14 protein-coding genes are annotated in these 20,905 nt (G+C 68.5%); 11 read left to right on the forward strand and 3 right to left on the reverse strand.

Annotated features, from left to right (window positions below):
• Nucleotides 1–32: 32 nt before the first annotated feature.
• On the reverse strand, nt 33–1,001 hold the full coding sequence (locus KX816_06460) for a LysR family transcriptional regulator (GenBank protein QXQ07655.1): 969 nt from the start codon (nt 999–1,001) through the stop codon (nt 33–35).
• A gap of 129 nt (nt 1,002–1,130) precedes the next feature.
• Between KX816_06460 and KX816_06465 the strand changes: the two genes are divergently transcribed.
• The 9 genes from KX816_06465 (at nt 1,131) to KX816_06505 (ending at nt 13,899) form a co-directional block, all read left to right on the forward strand.
• Nucleotides 1,131–2,507 (forward strand): L-serine ammonia-lyase, encoded by a 1,377-nt coding sequence (locus tag KX816_06465; GenBank protein QXQ07656.1) that lies wholly within the window; start codon nt 1,131–1,133, stop codon nt 2,505–2,507.
• An 8-nt stretch (nt 2,508–2,515) separates the two neighbouring features.
• Nucleotides 2,516–3,022: a prolyl-tRNA synthetase associated domain-containing protein gene (locus KX816_06470; protein QXQ07657.1), complete on the forward strand. Its 507-nt coding sequence runs from the start codon at nt 2,516–2,518 to the stop codon at nt 3,020–3,022.
• Nucleotides 3,023–3,134: 112 nt separating this feature from the next.
• Complete coding sequence (locus KX816_06475) at nt 3,135–5,642, forward strand: FAD-dependent oxidoreductase (GenBank protein ID QXQ07658.1); 2,508 nt, start codon at nt 3,135–3,137, stop codon at nt 5,640–5,642.
• Nucleotides 5,639–6,877 (forward strand): aromatic ring-hydroxylating dioxygenase subunit alpha, encoded by a 1,239-nt coding sequence (locus KX816_06480; GenBank protein QXQ07659.1) that lies wholly within the window; start codon nt 5,639–5,641, stop codon nt 6,875–6,877. Before KX816_06475 ends, KX816_06480 begins: the two co-directional genes overlap by 4 nt.
• Nucleotides 6,874–8,127: a sarcosine oxidase subunit beta family protein gene (locus KX816_06485; protein ID QXQ07660.1), complete on the forward strand. Its 1,254-nt coding sequence runs from the start codon at nt 6,874–6,876 to the stop codon at nt 8,125–8,127. Before KX816_06480 ends, KX816_06485 begins: the two co-directional genes overlap by 4 nt.
• The gene (locus KX816_06490) at nt 8,127–8,441 is read left to right on the forward strand and encodes a sarcosine oxidase subunit delta (GenBank protein QXQ07661.1); all 315 of its coding nucleotides are present in this window, start codon (nt 8,127–8,129) and stop codon (nt 8,439–8,441) included. Before KX816_06485 ends, KX816_06490 begins: the two co-directional genes overlap by 1 nt.
• A complete protein-coding gene (locus tag KX816_06495; GenBank protein ID QXQ07662.1) occupies nt 8,438–11,308 on the forward strand; it encodes a (2Fe-2S)-binding protein in 2,871 nt (956 codons plus the stop codon). Before KX816_06490 ends, KX816_06495 begins: the two co-directional genes overlap by 4 nt.
• 73 nt (nt 11,309–11,381) lie before the next feature.
• On the forward strand, nt 11,382–11,810 hold the full coding sequence (locus tag KX816_06500; GenBank protein ID QXQ08428.1) for a sarcosine oxidase, gamma subunit: 429 nt from the start codon (nt 11,382–11,384) through the stop codon (nt 11,808–11,810).
• 16 nt (nt 11,811–11,826) lie between these two features.
• The gene (locus KX816_06505) at nt 11,827–13,899 is read left to right on the forward strand and encodes a phospholipase C, phosphocholine-specific (protein QXQ07663.1); all 2,073 of its coding nucleotides are present in this window, start codon (nt 11,827–11,829) and stop codon (nt 13,897–13,899) included.
• Nucleotides 13,900–14,042: 143 nt separating this feature from the next.
• On the opposite strand, the gene betA is transcribed toward KX816_06505, so the two are convergent.
• Together betA and betB are read right to left on the reverse strand one after the other, a co-directional pair.
• Nucleotides 14,043–15,701 carry a choline dehydrogenase gene (gene betA / locus KX816_06510; GenBank protein QXQ08429.1) on the reverse strand — a complete coding sequence of 553 codons (1,659 nt, stop codon included), beginning with the start codon at nt 15,699–15,701 and terminating at the stop codon, nt 14,043–14,045.
• 7 nt (nt 15,702–15,708) lie between these two features.
• Nucleotides 15,709–17,676, reverse strand: a complete 1,968-nt coding sequence (betB, locus tag KX816_06515; GenBank protein QXQ08430.1) for a betaine-aldehyde dehydrogenase — start codon at nt 17,674–17,676, stop codon at nt 15,709–15,711.
• 218 nt (nt 17,677–17,894) lie between these two features.
• On the opposite strand from betB, the gene choW reads away from it, so the two are divergent.
• Both choW and choV read left to right on the forward strand, forming a co-directional pair.
• On the forward strand, nt 17,895–19,703 hold the full coding sequence (gene choW, locus KX816_06520) for a choline ABC transporter permease subunit (GenBank protein QXQ07664.1): 1,809 nt from the start codon (nt 17,895–17,897) through the stop codon (nt 19,701–19,703).
• A complete protein-coding gene (choV, locus tag KX816_06525; protein QXQ07665.1) occupies nt 19,700–20,896 on the forward strand; it encodes a choline ABC transporter ATP-binding protein in 1,197 nt (398 codons plus the stop codon). The genes choW and choV overlap by 4 nt, the downstream gene beginning before the upstream one ends.
• The last annotated feature ends 9 nt before the right edge of the window (nt 20,897–20,905 follow it).

Here is a 20,905-nt window from a genome sequence, read left to right on the forward strand (position 1 = left end):
ATGGTAGCATTTGGACGCCTAGACGCGTTTTATCATACCATTTTCGGCCACGTCAGCACCGTCGCGACCCACGGCAGCGCCGATGTCAGTTGCTCCCGGCAGGTGGTCTGGAGCGTCGCGGCGGCCATCATCGCGATGTCGTTAGGCAGGCTGCCGAACTCGCCGCGGCGCACGAGCAGCTGGACCTGACGCCGGAACTGCGCCTTGCCCATCGGCATGACCCGGAGCCGCGGCAGCAGCTCCATGTGGCTGGCGAGGCACAGCGGCGTGGTGATGCTCCAGCCCACCCCGGCCGCGACCGCCGACAATTGCTGCATCGTCGAATCGACCTCGATGACGTTGGCGAGGCGCAAGCGCATGCGCGTCACCTGGCGCTCGATGGTCTGGCCCATCGCGGAGAGCAGCGAATAGCGGATGAAGGGCAGGGACGCGGCCAGCGCCTCGATCGGCTCGAGATCGCCAGGATGTTCGGCCGGCGCGACCAGCACGAACTCCTCGGTCATGATCGGAAAATGCTCGATCTCGGGGACGTCCTCGAGCTGGCTGCTGCCGGTGATCAGCATGTCGAGCTTGCGGGCGAGGAACTCGTGGTGCTGGAGCAGCGAGATGCCCGACCGCAGTTGCCAGCGGACGGCGCGGTCGCCCATCGTCTGAAGGAGCGGGGCGGTGAGGTGGTTGGCGATGCTTTCGGCCATCGCCAGCGTCACGCACTCGGCCGGCCGCTCGCCGCCGTCGCGGACTTCGCGGGCCAGCGCCTTGGCATCGGCGATCAGCTGCGAGCCGTCGCGGAGCAGCAGCTTGCCGCTCGGGGTCAGCGCCATCGGCCGCATGCCCCGGTCGAACAGCCGCACGCCGAGCGCCGCCTCCAGCTTGGAGATCGTCTGCGAGACCGCCGACTGAGTCGTGCCGAGGTGCTGCGCGGTCTGCGTCATGCCGCCGAACTCGGCGGTCAGCATGAACACCTCGACCGAGTTGAGATCGAATCCCGAGGGCAGCTTCATCGGGTCACCGGTCCCCTGCGCGCCTTCCGGCAATCGCTTCCGCTTCACCTAACCATAAGAGACGCTAATCGCCAGCCTTGCGGTTGCGGTGCAGCGCAGACCGTCTAGTCAGACTGGCGAGGGGGCGTGATGATCAGTGTCACCGAGATGTTCAAGGTCGGGGTCGGGCCCTCCAGCTCGCACACCACCGGGCCCCTGGTGGCGGCACGGCGCTTTGCCGAATACCTCGTCGCGAGCGGGCTACTGGACGGCACGGCGCGCGTCTGCTGCGACCTGTTCGGATCGCTGGCGCTGACCGGCAAGGGCCACAAGTCGGACGTCGCGCTGATCGCTGGGCTCGCCGGCGAGACCCCCCAGGACACCTCCGCGCTGCGCATCGAGCGGATCATCGCCGACGTCGGCACGACCGGCCACCTCGCGTTGCTCGGGCATCACCTGGTGCCGTTCGATCCGGCGGTCGACATCCGTTTCCACATGCGCCGCCGCCAGCCGTTCCACTCCAACGCGATGGCGTTCGAGGCGCTGGATGCCGCCGGCTGCGTCCTGCTGCGCCGGCACTATTACTCCACCGGCGGCGGGTTCGTCGTCGACGAGGACGAGGCCGAGGGCGCAGTGCCGGTCGCGACCGGGCCGGTCCTTCCGTACGTCTTCACGACGGGTGCCGAACTGCTGTCGGTCGCGGCGACGGCGGACCTCGGCATCGCCGACCTGATGCTGGCCAACGAGTTGGTCAGCCAACCTCTCGAAGCCATCGAAGCGAGCCTCGACAGAATCGCCGGCGCGATGTCGGACTGCATCGATGCCGGCATCGTCGGCGGCGAAGCGACGCTGCCCGGCGGCCTCAACCTGAAGCGCCGCGCGCCCGGCCTCGCGGCGAGCATCGCCGAGCGCCACGGCCGCAACATCCTCGACGCGCTCGAGGCGCTCGACTGGATCCACGTCTGGGCGATCGCGGTCAACGAGGAGAACGCCGCCGGCGGGCGTGTCGTCACCGCGCCGACCAACGGCGCCGCGGGCATCATCCCGTCGATCATCCGCTACTACCAGACGATCTGCGGCGGCGACCGCGCCGGGGTCCGACGCTTCCTGCTGACCGCGACCGCGATCGGCGCCCTCTACCGCCGCAACGCTTCGATCTCCGGCGCCGAGGTCGGTTGCCAGGGCGAGGTCGGGGTCGCTTGCTCGATGGCCGCCGCCGGGCTGACCGCGGCGCTCGGCGGCACCAACGCCCAGGTCGAGAACGCTGCCGAGATCGCCATGGAGCACAACCTCGGGCTGACCTGCGACCCCGTCGGTGGGCTGGTCCAGATCCCCTGTATCGAGCGCAACGCCATCGGCGCGGCGAAGGCGGTCAACGCGTCGCGGCTGGCGATGATGGGCGACGGCTCGCACTTCGTCAGCCTCGACCAGGTCATCGAGACGATGCGCCAGACCGGGCTCGACATGCGCAGCAAGTACAAGGAAACCTCGCGCGGTGGTCTCGCGGTCAACGTCGTCGAGTGCTGAGGGGGAATATGGCGGACGAGCAGGCACTGATCGCTGACCTCCGGGCATTGGGTATTGACCTGGTCCAGGTCGAGCATCCGGCGGTGTTCACCGTCGATGAAAGCGCCGGCCTGCACGACACGATGCCCGGGCTGCACACCAAGAACCTGTTTCTTAAGGACGCCGGTGGCCGCTTCTGGTTGGTCACGGTGCCGGCCGAGGCGCGCGTCGACCTGAAGGCGCTGCCCGCGGTCATCGGGGCGAAGAAGGTCTCGTTCGGCAAGGCCGACGACATGGTCGCGCTGCTCGGCGTCACGCCCGGTGCAGTGACGCCACTTGCGGCGATCAACGATGAGGGTCGCGCAGTGACGGTCGTTCTCGATGCCGCCGTCGCCGGTGCGAGCCGGGTCAACGTCCACCCGCTGCGCAACACCTCGACGATCGGCCTTTCCGGGGCGGACCTCGTCAGGGCCCTCACGCACTGGCGCCACACGCCCGTCGTCGCCACCATTCCGACGGTCCTGCCGGCGTCGTGATTAGCAATTCTAATCTCGCCAATCGTTACGGCGCTTGCGACAAACTCACAGGGATTTTGGCCACCGGCCATCGCCCCGACCTGTCGCCCGCCTCAGATCGAAAGAGCGCACCGTGAAGACCCATGCCCGCGTAGTCGTCATCGGCGGTGGCGTGGTCGGCGTCGCGACGCTGTATCACCTCGCCAAGCTCGGCTGGTCGGATGTCGTGCTGGTCGAGCGCAAGGAGCTGACCTCGGGGTCGACGTGGCATGCGGCGGGCCTGCTGCCGTTGTTCAACCTCAGCTATTCGGTCGGCAAGATGCACCAGTATTCGGTGGCGAGCTACCCGGCGCTGAAGGCGGAGACCGGGCTGGACGTCGGCTTCTCGAATGTCTCGAACATCCGCCTGGCGTGCACTGAGGACCGGCTCGACGAGTTTCGCTACTACATGGGCGTCGCCAGGACGATCGGGGTCGAGGTCGACCTGCTGACCCCCGACGAGGTCAAGGCGTTGTGGCCACTCGCCGATATGGACGGGGTGCTCGCCGCCATCCGCCACCCGGCCGACGGCTACATCCAGCCCGCCGACCTGACGCAGGCATTGGCCAAGGGCGCGCGGCAGCTGGGCGCCACGATCTACCGCGAGACCGGTGTCACCGGCATCGTCCAGCAGCCCGGCGGCGAGTGGCTGGTCTCGACCGACAAAGGCGACATCACGTGCGAGCACGTCGTCTCGGCCAGCGGCAGCTTCGCCCGCCAGACCGGCGCGATGGTCGGACTCGACGTCCCCGTCATGCCCGTCGAGCACCAGTATATCGTCACCGAGCAGCACCCGGCGATCATGGAGCGCAAGCGCCTTGGCCTGCCCGAGATGGGCGTGCTGCGGGAGTCCGACGCCAGTTATTACATGCGCGAGGAAGCCGGTGGCTTGCTGCTCGGGCCGTACGAAATCGGGGCGCCCGCCTGCTACGTCGACGGCCCCTCCACCGCGGTCGAGTACGAGCTGTTCCCGCCCGACCTCGAGCGGCTCGAACCCTATCTCGCCGCCGCGATGCACCGCGTGCCGGCGTTCGGCGAGGTCGGCATCAAGCGAATCTATAACGGCGCCATCGCCTACACGCCCGACGGCAGCCCGATCGTCGGGCCGGCGCCGGGCCTCAAGAACTTCTGGCTCAACGAGGGGCACAGCTTCGGGATCACCGCCGCTGGCGGTGCCGGCTGGCAGCTCGCGCACTGGATCGTCGACGGCGAGCCGACCATCGACATGATGGGCGTCGATCCGCGCCGCTTCGGCGACTATGCCGGCCGCGGCTATTTGCGCACCAAGAACGAGGAGGCCTACGCCAAGGTCTTCACCGTCCACTATCCGGACGAGGAGCGCGAAGCCGCGCGCGGCCTGCGCCGGACCCCGTGCTACGACCGCATGAAGGCAAAGGGTGCGGTGTTCGGCACGGTGTTCGGCTGGGAGCGCCCGAACTGGTTCGCGCCCGAGGGCTACGCGCTGACCGAGGCCGACCTCGAGCGCCCCGACGTGCTGCTCAACCTCAACTATCCGGTCACATCAGACGAAGCGCCGATCCGCGAGCAATGGTCCTTCCGCCGCTCCAACTACTTCGAGCATGTCGGTGCCGAATGCCTGCACGTTACCGAGAAGGCCGGACTGCTCGACATGAGCGCCTTCGCCAAGTGCGAGATCAGCGGCCCCGGCGCAGAGGCCTGGCTCGACGGCCTGCTGACCAACGCGGTGCCCAAGAAGATCGGCCGCGTCTCGCTGTCGTACCTGCTGACCTCGCGCGGCGGCGTCCGCTCCGAGTTCACCGTCTATAAGCGCGGGCCCGGCAAGTTCTTCCTGGTCTCGGCCGGTGCCTACGAGCTCCACGACCACGACATCCTGCGCAAGGCGATGCCGACCGACGGCTCGGTAACGTTCGAGCGCCTGACCACGGCGATGGGCGTGCTGGTCCTCGCCGGGCCGAAGTCGCGCGAGATCCTCGCGAAGCTGACCGACGCCGACCTGTCGACCGCGGCCTTCCCGTGGCTGACCGGCAAGCGCCTCAGCATCGGCGTCGCCCCGGTCGAGGCGCTGCGCGTCAACTTCGTCGGCGAGCTCGGCTGGGAAATCCACCACCCGATCGAGATGCAGAACTACATTTTCGACAGACTGTTCGAGGCCGGCGGCGACGATCTCAAGCCCTTCGGCATCCGTGCCATGGACTCGATGCGGCTGGAGAAGAGCTACAAGCTGATCCCGCGCGAGCTGTCGGTCGAGTATTCGGCCTTCGAGAGCGGCCTCGACCGGTTCGTCAGCCTGAAGAAGCCCGGCTTCCACGGCCGTGACGCCTTGCTGGCCCGGCGCGAGACCGACGCGACCAACATCCTGGTGACGCTCGAAGTCCACGGCGTCACCGATGCCGACGCGCGCGGTGCCGAGCCGATCTTCGTCGGTGACGAGCTTGTCGGCCGTGCGACCTCGGGCGGCTTCGGCTGGCGTACCGGCAAGTCGCTGGCACTGGCCATGGTCCGCCCCGACCTCGCGCCGCCCGGCACCAGCCTCGAGATCACCATCCTGGGCGAGCGCCACCCGGCGACGGTCATCGCCGACTCCCCCTTCGACCCCGACAACGATCGGCTGCGCGGATGATGCAACAGGACATCGGGGCCCTGCTGGCGCTGGACCGGCCGGGGCATACGCTGCCGCAGCAGCTCTACGTCGGTCAGGCCGCGTTCGATTTCGACGTGCAGGTCATGCTGCCCTCGGTGTGGCTGTACGCCTGCACCGTCGCGCACGTGAAGAAGCCCGGCGACTTCTTCCTGTTCGAGCTGGCGACGACGTCGGTGATCGTCGTGCGTGGCCGCGACGGCGAGGTCCGCGCCTTCCACAACAGCTGCCGCCATCGCGGTTCGCGCATCTGCGACGTCCAGCGCGGCAGCGCGTCGCGGCTGATGTGCCCCTATCACATGTGGACCTACGGCCTCGACGGCCGGCTCCTCGCGGCGCGCAGCATGCCCGAGGGCTTCGACAAGGCCGAGCACGGCTTGGTCCCGGTCGCGCTGGAGAACATCGGCGGGCTGATCTTCCTCTGCCTCGGCGACACGCCGCCGCCGATCGACCAGGTCAAGGCCGACATCGCCGAGCAGATCGCGCCCTATGACCTCGAGCACTGCAAGGTCGCGGTGCAGGACGAACTGATCGAGACCGCCAACTGGAAGTTGGTGATGGAGAATAACCGCGAGTGCTACCACTGCGATGCTAACCATCCGGAATTGCTGGCGTGCCTTGGCTCCGACGGCTTCGGCAAGGGCCTGCCCGAGGATGGCGGCAGCAACTCGGCGGCGGTGATCGCGGCTGAGCGCGAGGACTGGAAGCGGCTCGGCATCTACCACGATTTGATCGAGTTTCCGGCGCCCTGGTGGCACCGCATCGCGCGGCTGCCGCTGGCCGATGGCGCGGTCAGCCAGACGCTGGACGGCAAGGTCGCGTGCTCCAAGCTGCTGGCGCCGTTCGATGAACCGAACACCTCGAGCCTGTCGATCTGGACCCAGCCGAACAGCTGGCACCACTTCTGCTGCGATCACGTCGTCACCTTTTCGCTGGTGCCGATGGCGCCGGACAAGACGCTGCTGCGGACGAGCTGGCTGGTGCGCGAGGATGCGGTGGAGGGCGCCGACTACGACGTCGACAAGCTGACCGCCGTCTGGCGTGCGACCAACCGCCAGGACTCGTACCTCGCGGCGATCAACCACCGCGGCATCAGCGACTCCGGCTACCGCCAGGGTCCTTATTCGACCGAGGAAAAACTCATCGAGTTCTTCAAGGATTTCTACACCGGCAACGCGCGCGCGGCCCTCGAGCGCGCCGAGAGCGTCGACGCATGATCCGCTACAATGCCGGTACGCTGATCGCCAAGGCGTTCGGCCACCACAAGACCTGGCCCGAGCAATGGCCGGATGCAGCGCCCAAGGCCGCCTATGACGTCGTCATCGTCGGTGCCGGCGGGCACGGGCTGGGCGCGGCCTACTACCTCGCGAAGAAGCACGGCATCACCAACGTCGCGGTCATCGACAAGGGCTGGCTCGGCGGCGGCAACACCGGCCGCAACACGACGATCATCCGCTCCAATTACCTCTACGACGAGAGCGCGCACCTGTACGACCACGCCGTCAAGCTGTGGGACGGGCTGAGCCAGGAGCTCAACTACAACATCATGTACTCGAAGCGCGGCGTCATGATGCTCGCCCACAACGTCCACGATGTGCAGAGCTTCAGGCGCCACATCCACTCGAACCGGCTGAACGGCGTCGACAACGAGTGGCTGTCGGCGGAAGAGGCGCAGGCCTATTGCCCGCCCCTGTCGATCGACCCGAACGCCCGCCACCCGGTCCTCGGCGCGGCGCTGCAGCGGCGCGGCGGCACCGCCCGGCACGATTCCGTCGCCTGGGGCTATGCCCGCGCCGCCGCCGCACTCGGCGTCGACATCATCCAGAATTGCGCCGTCACCGGCATCCGTCGCGGTGTCGACGGCAGCGTCGAGGGCGTCGAGACCGAGCGCGGCTACATCGCGGCGAAAAAGATCGGCGTCTCGGCCGCGGGCAATTCGTCGGTGATCATGGACATGGCGGGGCTGCGCTTTCCACTCGAAAGCTTCCCGCTGCAGGCGCTGGTCTCGGAGCCGATCAAGCCGGTTTTCCCGTGCGTCGTCATGTCGAACACCGTCCACGCCTACATGAGCCAGTCCGACAAGGGCGAGCTGGTCATCGGCGCCGGCACCGACGCCTATGTCAGTTACTCGCAGCGCGGCGCGCTCCACATCGTCGAGCACACGCTGGCCGCGATCTGCGAGATCTTCCCGATCTTCCGGCGCATGCGGATGCTGCGCAACTGGGGCGGTATCGTCGACGTCACTCCGGACCGCTCGCCGATCCTGGGCAAGACCCCGGTGCCCGGGTTGTACGTCAATTGCGGCTGGGGCACCGGCGGATTCAAGGCGACGCCGGGCGCGGCCGACCTGCTGGCGTGGACGATCGCGCACGATGAGCCGCACCCGATCAACGCTCCGTTCAATCTCGATCGCTTCCGCGCCGGACGCCTGATCGACGAAGCCGCCGCCGCGGCGGTGGCGCACTGATGCTGTTGATCCACTGCCCCTATTGCGACGAGCGCCGGCCCGAGATCGAGTTCGCGTATGCCGGCGAGGCGCATATCGCCCGGCCCGTGCAGCCCGACACTTACGACGACGCGCAGTGGGAAAATTTCCTGTACCAGCGGACCAACGCACGCGGCCGGCACTTCGAGCGCTGGCGGCACAACCACGGTTGCGGGCGTTTCTTCAACGCGGTGCGCGACACGGTGACCGACCGTTTCGAGGCTACCTACAAGGCCGGCGTCGCGCGTCCCGGCGAGGCGGATAGCTGGACCGGCAAGACCGGCGGCATCGTATGAGCCAGCCTGCAAAGTATCGCGTCCCGGGCAAGGGCCGCGTCGATCCGGCCCGCGTCGTCAACTTCACCTACGACGGCAGGGCGATGACCGGTCTCGCGGGGGATACGCTGGCCTCGGCGTTGCTCGCCAACGGCGTCCACCTGGTCGGGCGCTCGTTCAAATACCACCGTCCGCGCGGACTGCTCGGAGCCGGCGTCGAGGAGCCGAACGCGCTGATGGGGGTCGACCGCGGCCCCGGGCGCTTCACGCCGAACGTCCGCGCGACGACGATCGAACTCCATGAGGGACTATCGGTCGAGAGCCAGAACCGCTGGCCGTCGCTCGCCTTCGACCTGGGTGCGGTCAACAACCTGATCTCGCCGGTCCTGCCCGCGGGCTTTTACAACAAGACTTTCATGTGGCCCCGGTCGTTCTGGGAAAAGCTCTACGAGCCCGCGATCCGCCGTATGGCCGGCCTCGGCCGTTCACCCGAGGCGATCGACCCCGACCGCTACGCCGCGACCTACGGCTTCGTCGACCTGCTGGTGGTCGGTGCCGGGCGCTCCGGCCTCGAGGCGGCGCTTGCAGCGGCCGGTTCGGGTGAGCGCGTTCTGATCGTCGACGAGCAGCTCGAGTTCGGGGGCAGCGGCCTTGCCGTGCCCGACCGAAGCCAGTGGATAGCCGATGCCGTCGCGCGCCTCGCCGCCGCGCCCAACGTCACCTGCCTGCCGCGCACCACCGCGATCGGCCTGTATCACGACGGTTTCGCGGGCGTCGTCGAGCGCCTGACCGACCATCTGCCCCCGAGCCAGGCGTCCGGCCCGCGCGAACGCCTCCACCGCATTCGCGCGACGCGGACGGTGCTGGCGACCGGAGCGATCGAGCGGCCCCTGGTCTTCGCCGACAACGACCGCCCGGGCATCATGCTGGCGAGCGCCGCGCGGACCTACCTCAACCGCTACGGCGTCGCGGTCGGGCGTCGCGTCGTCCTGATGGCGACCCACAACAGCGGCTACGACGCCGCCTTCGACCTCGCCGCGGCCGGCGTCATCGTGGCCGCAATCATCGACGTGCGGCCGGCAATCGACCCCGCGCTCACCGCCCGCGCCGCCGCCCTCGGCATCGAGCTACTGACCGGCCAATCGGTCATCGGCACCGCCGGCGCGCAGCGCGTCGCCTCGGTCACCGTCGCCCCCGTTGCGGGTGGCAGCGAACGCCGCATCGCCTGTGACGCGCTGCTTACGGCCGGCGGCTGGACCCCGACGCTGCATCTCTGGTCGCAGGCCAAGGGCGCGCTCGCGTGGCGGCCCAACCTCGGCGCGTACGTGCCCGACGGCGAAGTTGACGGCGTCACCTGTGTCGGCGCGTGCGCCGGTTCCATCGCCGGCGAAGTTGCCCCCGGCACAGCGCTGCCGACTCCGCGCGATCCGACCAGCATCAAGGCGTTCGTCGACTTCCAGAACGACGTCACTGCGCGCGACATCCGGCTCGCCGTCCGCGAGGGCTTCAAGTCGATCGAGCATATCAAGCGCTACACCACCAACGGCATGGCGACCGACCAGGGCAAGACCTCCAACCTCAACGGCCTCGAGGTCGCCGCCGGGGCGCTGGGGCGTGCCGTGCCGACAGTGGGGCTGACGACCTTCCGCCCGCCGTACACCCCGACCAGCTTCGGCGCGCTCGCCGGCATGGCCAAGGACGGGCTGTTCCAGCCGACCCGCAAGACCGCGATCGACGACTGGGCGGTCGCGAACGGCGCGGTCTTCGAGAACGTTGCCCAGTGGCGGCGCGCGCGCTACTTCCCCAGGGCCGGCGAGGACATGGACGCGGCAGTGGCGCGCGAGTGCCGCGTCGTCCGCTCCAACGTCGGGCTGTTCGACGCCTCGACGCTCGGCAAGATCGAGGTGGTTGGACCCGATGCGGCCGAATTCCTCAATCGCATGTACACCAACCCGTGGAAATCGCTGGCGAACGGCCGCTGCCGCTACGGGCTGATGCTGCGCGAGGACGGCTTCATCATGGACGACGGCGTCGCTGCGCGCCTGGCGGACGACCGTTTCCACGTCACCACGACCACCGGCGGCGCGGCGCGCGTGCTCAACATGATGGAGGACTATCTCCAGACCGAATGGCCCGACCTCGACGTCTGGCTGACCTCGACCACCGAGCAATATGCGGTGATCGCCCTGCAGGGGCCCCGCGCCCGCGACGTCATCGCGCCGTTCGTCGAGAGCATCGACCTGACCCCTGAGGCCTTCCCCCACATGGCGGTCGCCGAAGGCCGCATCTGCGGGGTGCCGACGCGCCTGTTCCGAGTCAGCTTCACCGGCGAGCTCGGCTTCGAGGTCAACGTCCCCGCCGGCCATGGCCGCGCGGTGTGGGAAGCGCTGTGGGCCGAGGGGCAGAAGCACGGCGCTGTCGCCTACGGCACCGAGACGATGCACATGCTGCGCGCCGAGAAGGGCTACATCATCGTCGGCCAGGACACCGACGGCACGCTGACCCCGGACGACGCCGGGCTCGGCTGGGCAGTGGGCAAGAAGAAGCCTGACTTCGTCGGCAAGCGCTCGCTTTCCCGCCCCGAGATGCTCCGGCCCGACCGCAAGCAGTTCGTCGGGCTGCTGACCGAGGACCCGACCCTGGTCCTCGAGGAAGGCGCGCAGGTCGTCGTCGACGCCAATGTCGCCACGCCGGTGCCGATGATCGGCCACGTCACCTCGGCCTATTGGAGCGAGGCGCTCGGCCGCTCGATCGCGCTCGCGGTGATCGCCGGCGGCCGCGCCCGGATCGGCGAGACGCTGCAGGTGCCGATGCCCGGAGCCACCCACAAGGTCGTCGTCACCGACACCGTCTTCCTCGACCGCGAAGGGGTCCGGCTCCATGGTTGAGACCCTCGCATTGGCGAGCCCGTTGCCCGGCCTGCCGGTCGCCCACGCCGGCGTGACCATCGCTGCCGCGCCGATGTCGGCGCGCTTCAGCCTACGCTCGCGGGGTGCCGACGGCCTGCCCGCCAAGGTCCTGTCGACAGCGCCCTTCGCCGGCGGCACCGCGCTCTGCCTCGGCCCCGACGAGTGGTTGCTGCTCCTCCCCGACGGCTCGCCGCCGCCCGACGTCGCCGGGGTCCACGCGCTAACCGACGTCGGCCACCGCAATGTCGGGATCGTGGTTAGTGGGCCAAGTGCCGCGACCCTGCTCCAGACCGGCTGCCCGCTCGACCTCGCCGTCGCGGCCTTCCCTGTGGGCAAGGCGACGCGCACCCTTTACGAGACCGTCGAGATCGTGCTGTGGCGTCAGGCCGAAGACCGCTTTCACGTCGAGGTGTGGCGGTCGTTCGCTTCGTATCTGTGGGATGCTCTCGACCTCGCGGCCGGAGATCGTGCGGACACGTAATTAGGTGAAGGCCACGATGAACCCAGGTGATCGCCGCAGCTTCCTGAAGTCGATCGCCGCCCTCACCGCGGCGGGGACCCTGCCGGCATCGATCGCCAAGGCGATGGCGCTGCCCGCCAACTCGCGCACCGGCACGATCGCCGATGTCGAGCACATCGTCGTGCTGATGCAGGAGAACCGCGCCTTCGACCATTATTTCGGCACCGTTCGAGGCGTCCGTGGCTACGGCGACCCTCGGCCGGTTATGCTGCGGAGCGGCAAGAGCGTGTTCCACCAGCCGACGCCTGACGGCGCGGGCACGGTGCTGCCGTTCCACATGGACAGCGCGACGACCAGCGGGCCGCTGATCAAGAGCCTCGACCACAGCTGGAAGGGCGACGCGGCGGAGTGGGCCAATTACGACGTCTGGATCAAGCACAAGACGCCGCTGACGATGGGCTATTTCACCCGCAGCGACATCCCGTTCTATCACGCGCTGGCCGACGCCTTCACCATCGGCGATGCGTACTATGCCTCGATCCACGGCCCGACCAATCCGAACCGCATGTTCCTGTTCAGCGGCACCAGCGGCCTGTCGGTCGGCGACGCCGGTAAGCAGGCGGTCGACAATGCCGACGACGGCAACTGGACCGGCGACATGGCGCGCGACAAGCCGGACTTCGTCGCCGCGGGCTGGACGACTTACGCCGAGCGGCTGCAGGCCTCGGGTGTCAGCTGGCACGTGTACCAGGAGTTCGACAATTTCGGCGACAACTCGCTGGCCTACTTCAAGAGTTTCCGCGGCCTCGCGCCCGATCACGAGCTCGCCAAGCGCGGCCGCGCGGTCGTCGCCGGCTCCACCCCGGAGAACGCCGCCGCGAGTTCCTCGCAGCATCTCGTCGATGCCTTCGCTGCCGACGTCGCCGCCAACCGGCTGCCGCAGGTGTCGTGGATCGTCGCCCCGACCAAATATTCCGAGCATCCCGAGGCCCCGCCCGCGCTGGGAGAGTCGCTGACCTCGCGGCTGCTCGACGCGCTCACCGCCAATCCCGCAGTCTGGGCAAAGACGGCTTTCATCATCAACTACGACGAGAACGACGGCTTCTTCGATCACATGCCGGGCCTGCTGCCCGCGACCCATCGCAAGTTCGGCCTAAGTACCGTCGACACCCGCGGCGAAAGCTACGAGGGCCAGCCGGTCGGCCTCGGCGTGCGGGTCCCGCTGATCGTCGTCTCGCCTTGGACCCGCGGCGGGTGGGTCAATTCTCAGGTCTTCGACCACACCTCGATCATCCGCTTCATCGAGCGTCGTTTCGGTGTGATGGAGCCAAACATCAGCCCGTGGCGACGCGCGATCACCGGCGACCTGACCTCGATGTTCGACTTCCGCGACCCCGACCGCGCGGCGCTGCAGGGCTTGCCGAGCACCGCCGACGCAATGGCGCGGGTCATCGCCTCGTCGAAGCTGCCGGCCCCGCTGGTCCCGGCGGTACAGTCGTTGCCAGTTCAGGAAGCCGGGCAGCGGCCAGCGCGCGCATTGCCTTACCGGCTGGCGGTCGACGACATCACGACCAAGGATGGGCAGCCGGGCCTGAGGCTCGACTTCGTCAACGACGGGAGCGCCGCGGCGGTGTTCGGCGTGTACGCGCCCTCGTCGGGTGCCGACCCATGGTTCTACACCGTCGGCGCGGGCCAGCGAGTCGACGATCGGCCGCCCGGTCTGGCGATCAAGACGCCCTATGCCATCGCAGTCCACGGCCCGAACGGCTTCCTGCGTGAATTCGCCGGCGATCCGGGCAGTGCCGTGAAACCCGGTGTCTACGTCGACTATGCGCGCGACCACAGTGCATTGTTGATCACGGTCAGCAACCACGGGGTGGCAGCCTGCACGCTCGCGATCCGCCCGCTCGCCTACAGCGCGGCCGCCGTCCGGCAGATCAAGCTCGCACCGGGCGTGACCCAGACGATCCACTATCCGGTCGCGGCGAGCGATCACTGGTACGACGTCATCGTCGAAGACACCGGTTCGGGCTATTCGCGACGTTTCGCCGGCCATGTCGAGACGGGCCGGCCGAGCCGGTCTGACCCGGCACTCGGTACAGTCGCCTGAGGCGTTCTCTCGACCCGGTGTCATCCCGGGCTTGACCCGGGACCCAGCTAACCCAGCGCTCGGACTCCGTGGTTAGCTGGGTCCCGGGTCAAGCCCGGGATGACAGCGGGGATGGGGCTGAAACACCGCGCCGAAACGTTCGCCTAGCGCTGCTGGGTCTGCCAGTCGGGCGCGGTGTAGAACGGCGCATTCGACGCCGCGAGCATCGGCCGGCCGAGGATGTGGTCGGCACCCTTCTCCCCGATCATGATCGTCGGTGCGTTGAGGTTGCCGGTCGTCACCGAGGGCATCACCGATGAGTCCACGACCCGCAGCCCGCTGACGCCGCGGACCCGAAGCTGGCTGTCGACCACCGCCATCGGGTCGCCGTCCGCGCCGATCTTGCACGTGCACGAGGGGTGGTAGGCGCTCTCGACCTTGTCGCGCACGAAGGCGTCGATCTGTGCGTCGGTGACGACATCGGCACCGGGTTGAAGCTCGCGACCGGTGTACGGCGCGAGGGCGTTCTGGGCGAAAATCTCGCGGGTCAGGCGGACGCAGGCGCGCATCTCGGTCCAGTCGTCGGCGTGGCTCATGTAGTTGAAGCGGATGATCGGCTTGTCGCCGGCGTCGGCACTGGCGAGGCGGACATCGCCCCGGCTTTTGGACCGCATCGGCCCGACGTGGGCCTGGAAGCCGTGCCCCTCCGCCATCGATGTGCCGTCGTAGCTGACCGCGAGCGGCAGGAAGTGGAACTGGATGTCGGGGTAGGGGATGCCGGCGCGGCTGCGAATAAAGCCGCAGCTTTCGAAGTGGTTGGTGGCGCCGAGGCCGTCCTTGCGCAGCAGCCAGCGCGCGCCGATCGCCAGCTTCGCCAGCGGGTTCATCGACGAGTACAGCGTCACCGGCTGGGTCGCCTCGACCTGGAAGTAGAACTCGAGATGGTCCTGCAAATTCTCGCCGACGCCGGGCAGGTCGTGGACGACATCGATGCCGTGGCTGCGCAGTTCGGCAGCCGGGCCGATGCCCGACAGCTTGAGCAGCTGAGGTGAATTGATCGGCCCGCCCGACAGGATCACCTCGCGGCGGGCCTTCGCGACATGCTCGACGCCGTCGCGGCGGTAGCGGACGCCGACCGCGCGGCGGTCCTCGAACAGGATGCGGCTGGCGAGGGCATGGGTGACGACGGTGAGGTTCGGGCGGCCCATCGCCGGCTTGAGGTAGGCGCTGGCGGCGCTCCACCGGCGGCCGCCGTGGACGGTCATGTCCATGCGGCCGAAGCCTTCCTGCTGCTCGCCGTTGATGTCGTCGGTGAGGGGGTAGCCGGCCTGTTCCGCGGACTTGACGAAGGCGGTGTAGAGCGGGTTTTCGAGCCGACCGTAGCGGGTGTGCAGCGCGCCATCGCCGCCGCGATAGGCGTCGCCGCCCTCGTCGCGGGTCTCGGCGCGGCGGAAATAGGGGAGGACGTCGCGGTAGCTCCAGCCGGTCGCGCCGTCGTCGGCCCAGCGCTCGAAATCCATCGGGTTGCCCCGCACGTAGACGAGGCCGTTGATCGACGACGAGCCGCCGAGCACCTTGCCGCGCGGCGTGTGCAGCTGCCGGCCGCCGAGGTGCGGCTCGGGCTCGGTCTCGTACTGCCAGTTGTACTTGGCCTTGTTCATCGGGATCGACAGCGCGCTCGGCATCTGGATGAACACTGAGCGGTCCGAGCCGCCGAACTCGATGACGAGCACCCGGTTGGCCGGGTCCGCGCTGAGCCGGTCGGCGAGGACGCAGCCCGCCGAGCCCGCGCCGACGATGACGAAGTCGTATTCCTCCGGCATCACGGCGTCAGTACGGGCAGTCGATGTCGGTCAGCGCGACGTAGACGCTCTTCAGCTGGGTATAATGCTCGATCGCGGCGAGCCCGTTCTCGCGGCCGAGGCCCGACGACTTCATGCCGCCGAACGGCAGCTCGATCGGGGTGACGTTGTACTGGTTGATCCAGCAGGTGCCGGCCTGGAGGCGGGCGATGACGCGGTGGGCGCGGGTCAGGTCGCTGGTGAACACCGCCGCCGCGAGGCCGAACTCGGTGGCGTTGGCGCGGGCGATGACCTCCGCCTCGTCGTCGAAGGCGAGAACGGTCATGACCGGGCCGAAGACCTCGTCGCGGACGATCGCGGCGCGGTCGTCGGCCGCCTCGAAGATCGTCGGCTCGACGAAGTAGCCGCTGCCTAACAGGCCTTCGGTCAGGCGCCGGCCGCCGATCACCAGCCGGACGCCGTCGCGCTGCGCCCGGGCGATATGCGCCAGCACCGACTCCATGTGGCTCGCGGTGACCAGCGGCCCAATCTGGGTTTCTGGGTCGAGCGGGTCGCCGATGCGCAGCTTTGCGGTGCGCGCGACCAGGCGCTCGAGGAACTCCTTGAGGATCGAGCGGTGCACGAACACCCTTGTGCCGTTCGAGCAGACCTGACCGCTCGAATAGAAATTGGCCAGCATCGCGCCCGACACGGCGTTGTCGATCCCGGCGTCACCGAACACGATCAGCGGCGACTTGCCGCCGAGTTCGAGCGTTACCGCCTTCAGGCCGCGCGCCGCGTCGGCCATCACCGCCTTGCCGGTCGCGACCGACCCGGTCACCGAGACCTTGGCGATGTCGGGGTGGGCGACCAGCGCGCGCCCGGTGTCGCCGTAGCCCTGCACGACCTGGAAGATGCCCTCGGGTAAACCGGCGTCGCGGAACACGCGCTCGAGCTCGATCGCGGTCAGCGGCGTCTGTTCGGCGGGCTTGAAGATCATCGCGTTGCCGCACGCCAGCGCCGGCGCGGCCTTCCAGCAGGCGATCTGCAGCGGGTAGTTCCACGCCCCGATCCCCGCGACGATGCCGAGCGGCTCACGGCGGGTATAGCCGAACGCGCCCGCACCGAGGTCGATGTGCTGGCCCGCGATGGTCGCTGCGACCCCGGCATAATATTCGAGGCAATCGGCGCCCGACAGCACGTCGACCGCCAGCGTCTCCTGGATCGGCTTGCCGGTGTTGAGGGTTTCGAGCCGCGCCAGTTCGGGGTTGCGGTCGCGCAGGAGGTCGGCGGCGCGGCGGAGAATACGGCCGCGCTCGACCGCAGGCATCGCCGCCCAGCCTGGCTGCGCGGCCTTGGCGCGAGCCACAGCGGCGTCGATCTCGGCGGTGGTGGTCACCCTGATCTCGGCCAGGACCGCGCCCGTCGCCGGGTTGATCGGCGTGATCGTCGTGGGCTCTGCGGGCCGGTCGGGGACCGCCGCGAGGCTCGCCAGGTGGTTGTCGACGAACGCGGTCAGCAGCGAGCGCGCGGTGTCGCTGTCGGTCTCGGTCCAGCCCGACAGCGCACCTCGCAACCACACGCCGTCGATCATCGCCGCGATCATCGCGGCAAGCTTGCCGGTCTCGGCGGCGGGGATCAGCGGGCGCAGCGCGTGTCGCAGGTTGGACAGCATGCGGCGCTGGTAGATGCGCTGGATCCGCCCGAGGCCGGGCGCGTGCAGCACCTGGCCCCAGAACGCGAGCCACGCCGTGCTGGTGCGCTGGTTGAATTCCTCGACCGCAAGGTTGGCGTCGATGATCGCCTGCAGCCGCGCACGGGGGCCGTTCGCGGTGCGCAGGTGGTCGAGCACGTTGTCGCGCAGGCGTGAGGCGAGTGCCCGGAAGGCCGCTTCGAGCAGCCGGTTCTTGTCACCGAAATAATGCGCGACCAGCCCTGCCGACACACCAGCGCGACCGGCGATCTCGGCCAGCGTGGTGTCCACGAAGCCGACCTCGGCCAGACTGTCGATGGTCATCTCGATAAGCTGGCGCGAGCGCCGGTCGTCGGGCACCGGCACTGCATTCACTGTCGCTCGACGTGCCACATTACCCCCATTGAACCGTCGTTCAATCCGGACTTTACCGAGTTGCGCGTAAGCAAGATCGCCGCTGTGCAACCCTCTGATTTAAATTACTTGCACATTCTTTGAACATTTAGTCAACTCGGCGACAGGCACGTGCGGGGATAGCGCCGATGCGACGACACTGGGACGGATGGGGGTTCGGCCGCTGGGCGATCGCGTTCGCGATGGCGGTGATGGCGACCGGCCCGGCTGGTGCCGCAGACCCGCAATCGTGCAATCAGGTCCGGCTCGCGGACGTCGGCTGGGCCGATGTCACGGCGACGACGGCGCTCGCGGCACAGCTGCTCGATGGCCTCGGCTACCAGGCGCGGGTGACGGTGTTGTCGACACCCGTGACCTTCAACGGGATGCGCAACGGCGACGTCGACGTCTTCCTCGGCAACTGGATGCCGACCCAGTCCGCCGACCTGAAACCCTATCTCGCCGACGGCTCGGTCGAGGTCGTCCGCGCCAACCTGAACGATGCGCGCTACACGCTGGCGGTCCCGGCCTATCTCTATGCTGCAGGGCTGAAGGACTTCACCTCGATTGGTCGCTTCGCGGGCCTGCTCGGGGGCAAGATCTACGGCATCGAGCCCGGCAACGACGGCAACCGCCTGATCCTCGGCATGATCCGCAAGGACCAGTTCGGCCTCGGCAAGTTCACGCTGATCGAGAGCAGCGAGCAGGGCATGCTGGCGGAGGTCGAGCGTGCCGGCCGCGACAAGCGCCTGATCGTCTTCCTCGGCTGGCAGCCGCACCCGATGAACACGCAGTTCGACATGCGCTATCTGTCGGGCGGCGACACCGTGTTCGGGCCGAACTTCGGTGGTGCCAAGGTCTACACCAACGTCCGCAAGGGCTATCTCGCGCAGTGCCCCAATGTTGGCCGCCTGCTGCGCAACCTGGTGTTCGAGGTCGGCGACGAGAATGCGCTGATGGCGGCCGGGATCAAGCTCGGCGACCCCAGCGAAGCAGCACGGAGCTGGCTGCGCAGCCATCCGGCGAAGGTCGAGGCCTGGCTCGAGGGCGTTCAGGCCGTCGACGGCAAGCCGGGGCAAGCGGCGGTCACCGCCTCGCTCGCGCCTGCGGCGCGCGGCAACCTGATCACCGCCAACAAGATCCCGGTCGGGCGGTGGATGAACGATCTCGTCGAGACGATCAAATCGCATGGCAAGGTCTTCGCCTTCATTACGCTGGTCGTCGGCAGCTCGATCGCGGCGCTGACGGCGCTGCTGATGGCACTGCCGCCGCTGCTGTTCGTGGCGCTGATGGTGGGCCTCGCGTGGTACCTCCGCCGTTCGATCGCGCTCGCAGTCTTCGTCGCGCTGGCCCTGCTGTTCATCATGAACCAGGGCTATTGGGCGGCGACGATGGAGACGCTGTCGCTGGTGCTGTTCGCCGCCGCGGTGTCGACCGCGATCGGGGTGCCGATCGGCATCTGGGGCGGGCATCGGCCCCGCGCCTACGATGCGCTGCGCCCGGTGCTCGACCTGATGCAGACGCTGCCGACGTTCGTCTACCTGATCCCGACATTGGTGCTGTTCGGGCTGGGCGTCGTGCCCGGCCTGATCTCGACGATCATCTTCGCGCTGCCGGCCCCCATCCGGCTGACCCAGCTCGGGATCGCGTCGGTGCCCAAGCCTTTGCTGGAGGCGGGCGAGTCCTTTGGCGCGACGCCGTGGCAGTTGCTGCTCAAGGTCGAGCTGCCGGCGGCGGCGCAGTCCATCGTCGCGGGCATCACCCAATGCATCATGCTCAGCCTGTCGATGGTGGTGATCGCCGCGCTGGTCGGCGCGGGCGGGCTCGGCGTGCCGGTCGTCCGTGCGCTCAACACGGTGCAGGTCGGCATGGGCTTCGAGGCCGGTTTCGCCATCGTGCTGCTGGCGATCATCCTCGACCGCATGACCCGCAGCGATGCTAAGGGGGCGGCCTCGTGACCGTCGCGCTGGAATTTCGCGACGTCGATATCCTGTTCTGCAAAAGCCGCGGGCGGCGGCGCGAGGCCGACATGGCGCGCGCCCTGAAGCGGCTCGACGAGGGTGCCGGGCGCGCCGACATCGCCGCCGAGACTGGGGTGGTGCTCGGTGTCTCCGGGGCCAGCCTGACGGTCGAGCAGGGCAAGATCTCGGTGCTGATGGGGCTATCGGGCTCGGGCAAGTCGACCCTCTTGCGCGCCGCCAACGGCCTCAACCCCGTCACGCGGGGCAACGTCCTGGTTCGCGACGGCGTCGGTTCCAAGGACATCGCGTCGTGCGGCGAGGGCGTGCTGCGGCACATCCGCCGCTACCGGGTCGCGATGGTGTTCCAGCAATTCGCGCTGCTGCCGTGGCGGACGGTGCGCGAGAACGTCGCCTTCGGGCTGGAGCTGCGCGGTATGTCGCGCGCCGAGATCGCTGATATCGTCGACGAGCGGCTGGCGCTGGTCGGGCTCGACAGCTGGGGCGACCGCTATGCCGGCGAGCTGTCGGGAGGCATGCAGCAGCGCGTCGGGCTGGCGCGCGCCTTCGCCACCGATGCCGACGTGCTGTTGATGGATGAGCCGTTCTCCGCGCTCGATCCGCTGATCCGCTCCAAGCTGCAGGACGAGCTGCTGAGCCTGCAGGAGCAGGTGCAGAAGACCATATTGTTCGTCAGCCACGACCTCGACGAGGCACTCAAGCTGGGCGACCAGGTAACCATCCTCGACGGTGGTCGGATCATCCAGAGCGGCACCGGGGAGGATATCGTGCTGCGGCCGGCGACGCGCTACGTCGCCGATTTCGTCCGCCACATGAACCCGTTGAACGTCATGACCGGCGCGTCGGTGATGCGCCACGCCCATGCGCTGGCGGTCGCTGACGGCTGCGTCATCCTCGATGATGCCGGTCGCTACCGGCTGGGGTCGGGCGGCGAACTCGACGAACTAAGCGTTGCCGGCGAGAGCCACGACGTGACGATGGTCGAGGCTCCGGACGACCACGCCGAGTTCCCCGATGGCGTCGTCGCCTGTCCGGCCAGCGTGTCGGTGCGGACCCTGATCCGCATCTGCGCGGCCTCCGAGCACCCGGTGCTACTGACCGAGGACGGGCGGCTGGTCGGCGTCTGTGCGGGGCGCGATATCCTCAAGGCGCTCGGCGTCGCGCACGCCTGAACCTAGGCG

It is taken from the genome of Sphingosinicellaceae bacterium (assembly GCA_019285715.1).
GTDB lineage: Bacteria > Pseudomonadota > Alphaproteobacteria > Sphingomonadales > Sphingomonadaceae > Glacieibacterium.

Coding starts and splice junctions, on each gene's coding strand:
- KX816_06480 (QXQ07659.1), top strand. CDS start 5,639: ATGATGCAACAGGACATCGGGGCCCTGCTGGCGCTGGACCGGCCGGGG.
- KX816_06490 (QXQ07661.1), top strand. CDS start 8,127: ATGCTGTTGATCCACTGCCCCTATTGCGACGAGCGCCGGCCCGAGATC.
- betA (QXQ08429.1), bottom strand. CDS start 15,701: ATGCCGGAGGAATACGACTTCGTCATCGTCGGCGCGGGCTCGGCGGGC.
- KX816_06495 (QXQ07662.1), top strand. CDS start 8,438: ATGAGCCAGCCTGCAAAGTATCGCGTCCCGGGCAAGGGCCGCGTCGAT.
- KX816_06485 (QXQ07660.1), top strand. CDS start 6,874: ATGATCCGCTACAATGCCGGTACGCTGATCGCCAAGGCGTTCGGCCAC.
- KX816_06470 (QXQ07657.1), top strand. CDS start 2,516: ATGGCGGACGAGCAGGCACTGATCGCTGACCTCCGGGCATTGGGTATT.
- KX816_06465 (QXQ07656.1), top strand. CDS start 1,131: ATGATCAGTGTCACCGAGATGTTCAAGGTCGGGGTCGGGCCCTCCAGC.
- KX816_06505 (QXQ07663.1), top strand. CDS start 11,827: ATGAACCCAGGTGATCGCCGCAGCTTCCTGAAGTCGATCGCCGCCCTC.
- KX816_06460 (QXQ07655.1), bottom strand. CDS start 1,001: ATGAAGCTGCCCTCGGGATTCGATCTCAACTCGGTCGAGGTGTTCATG.
- betB (QXQ08430.1), bottom strand. CDS start 17,676: ATGACCATCGACAGTCTGGCCGAGGTCGGCTTCGTGGACACCACGCTG.
- choW (QXQ07664.1), top strand. CDS start 17,895: ATGCGACGACACTGGGACGGATGGGGGTTCGGCCGCTGGGCGATCGCG.
- KX816_06500 (QXQ08428.1), top strand. CDS start 11,382: ATGTCGGCGCGCTTCAGCCTACGCTCGCGGGGTGCCGACGGCCTGCCC.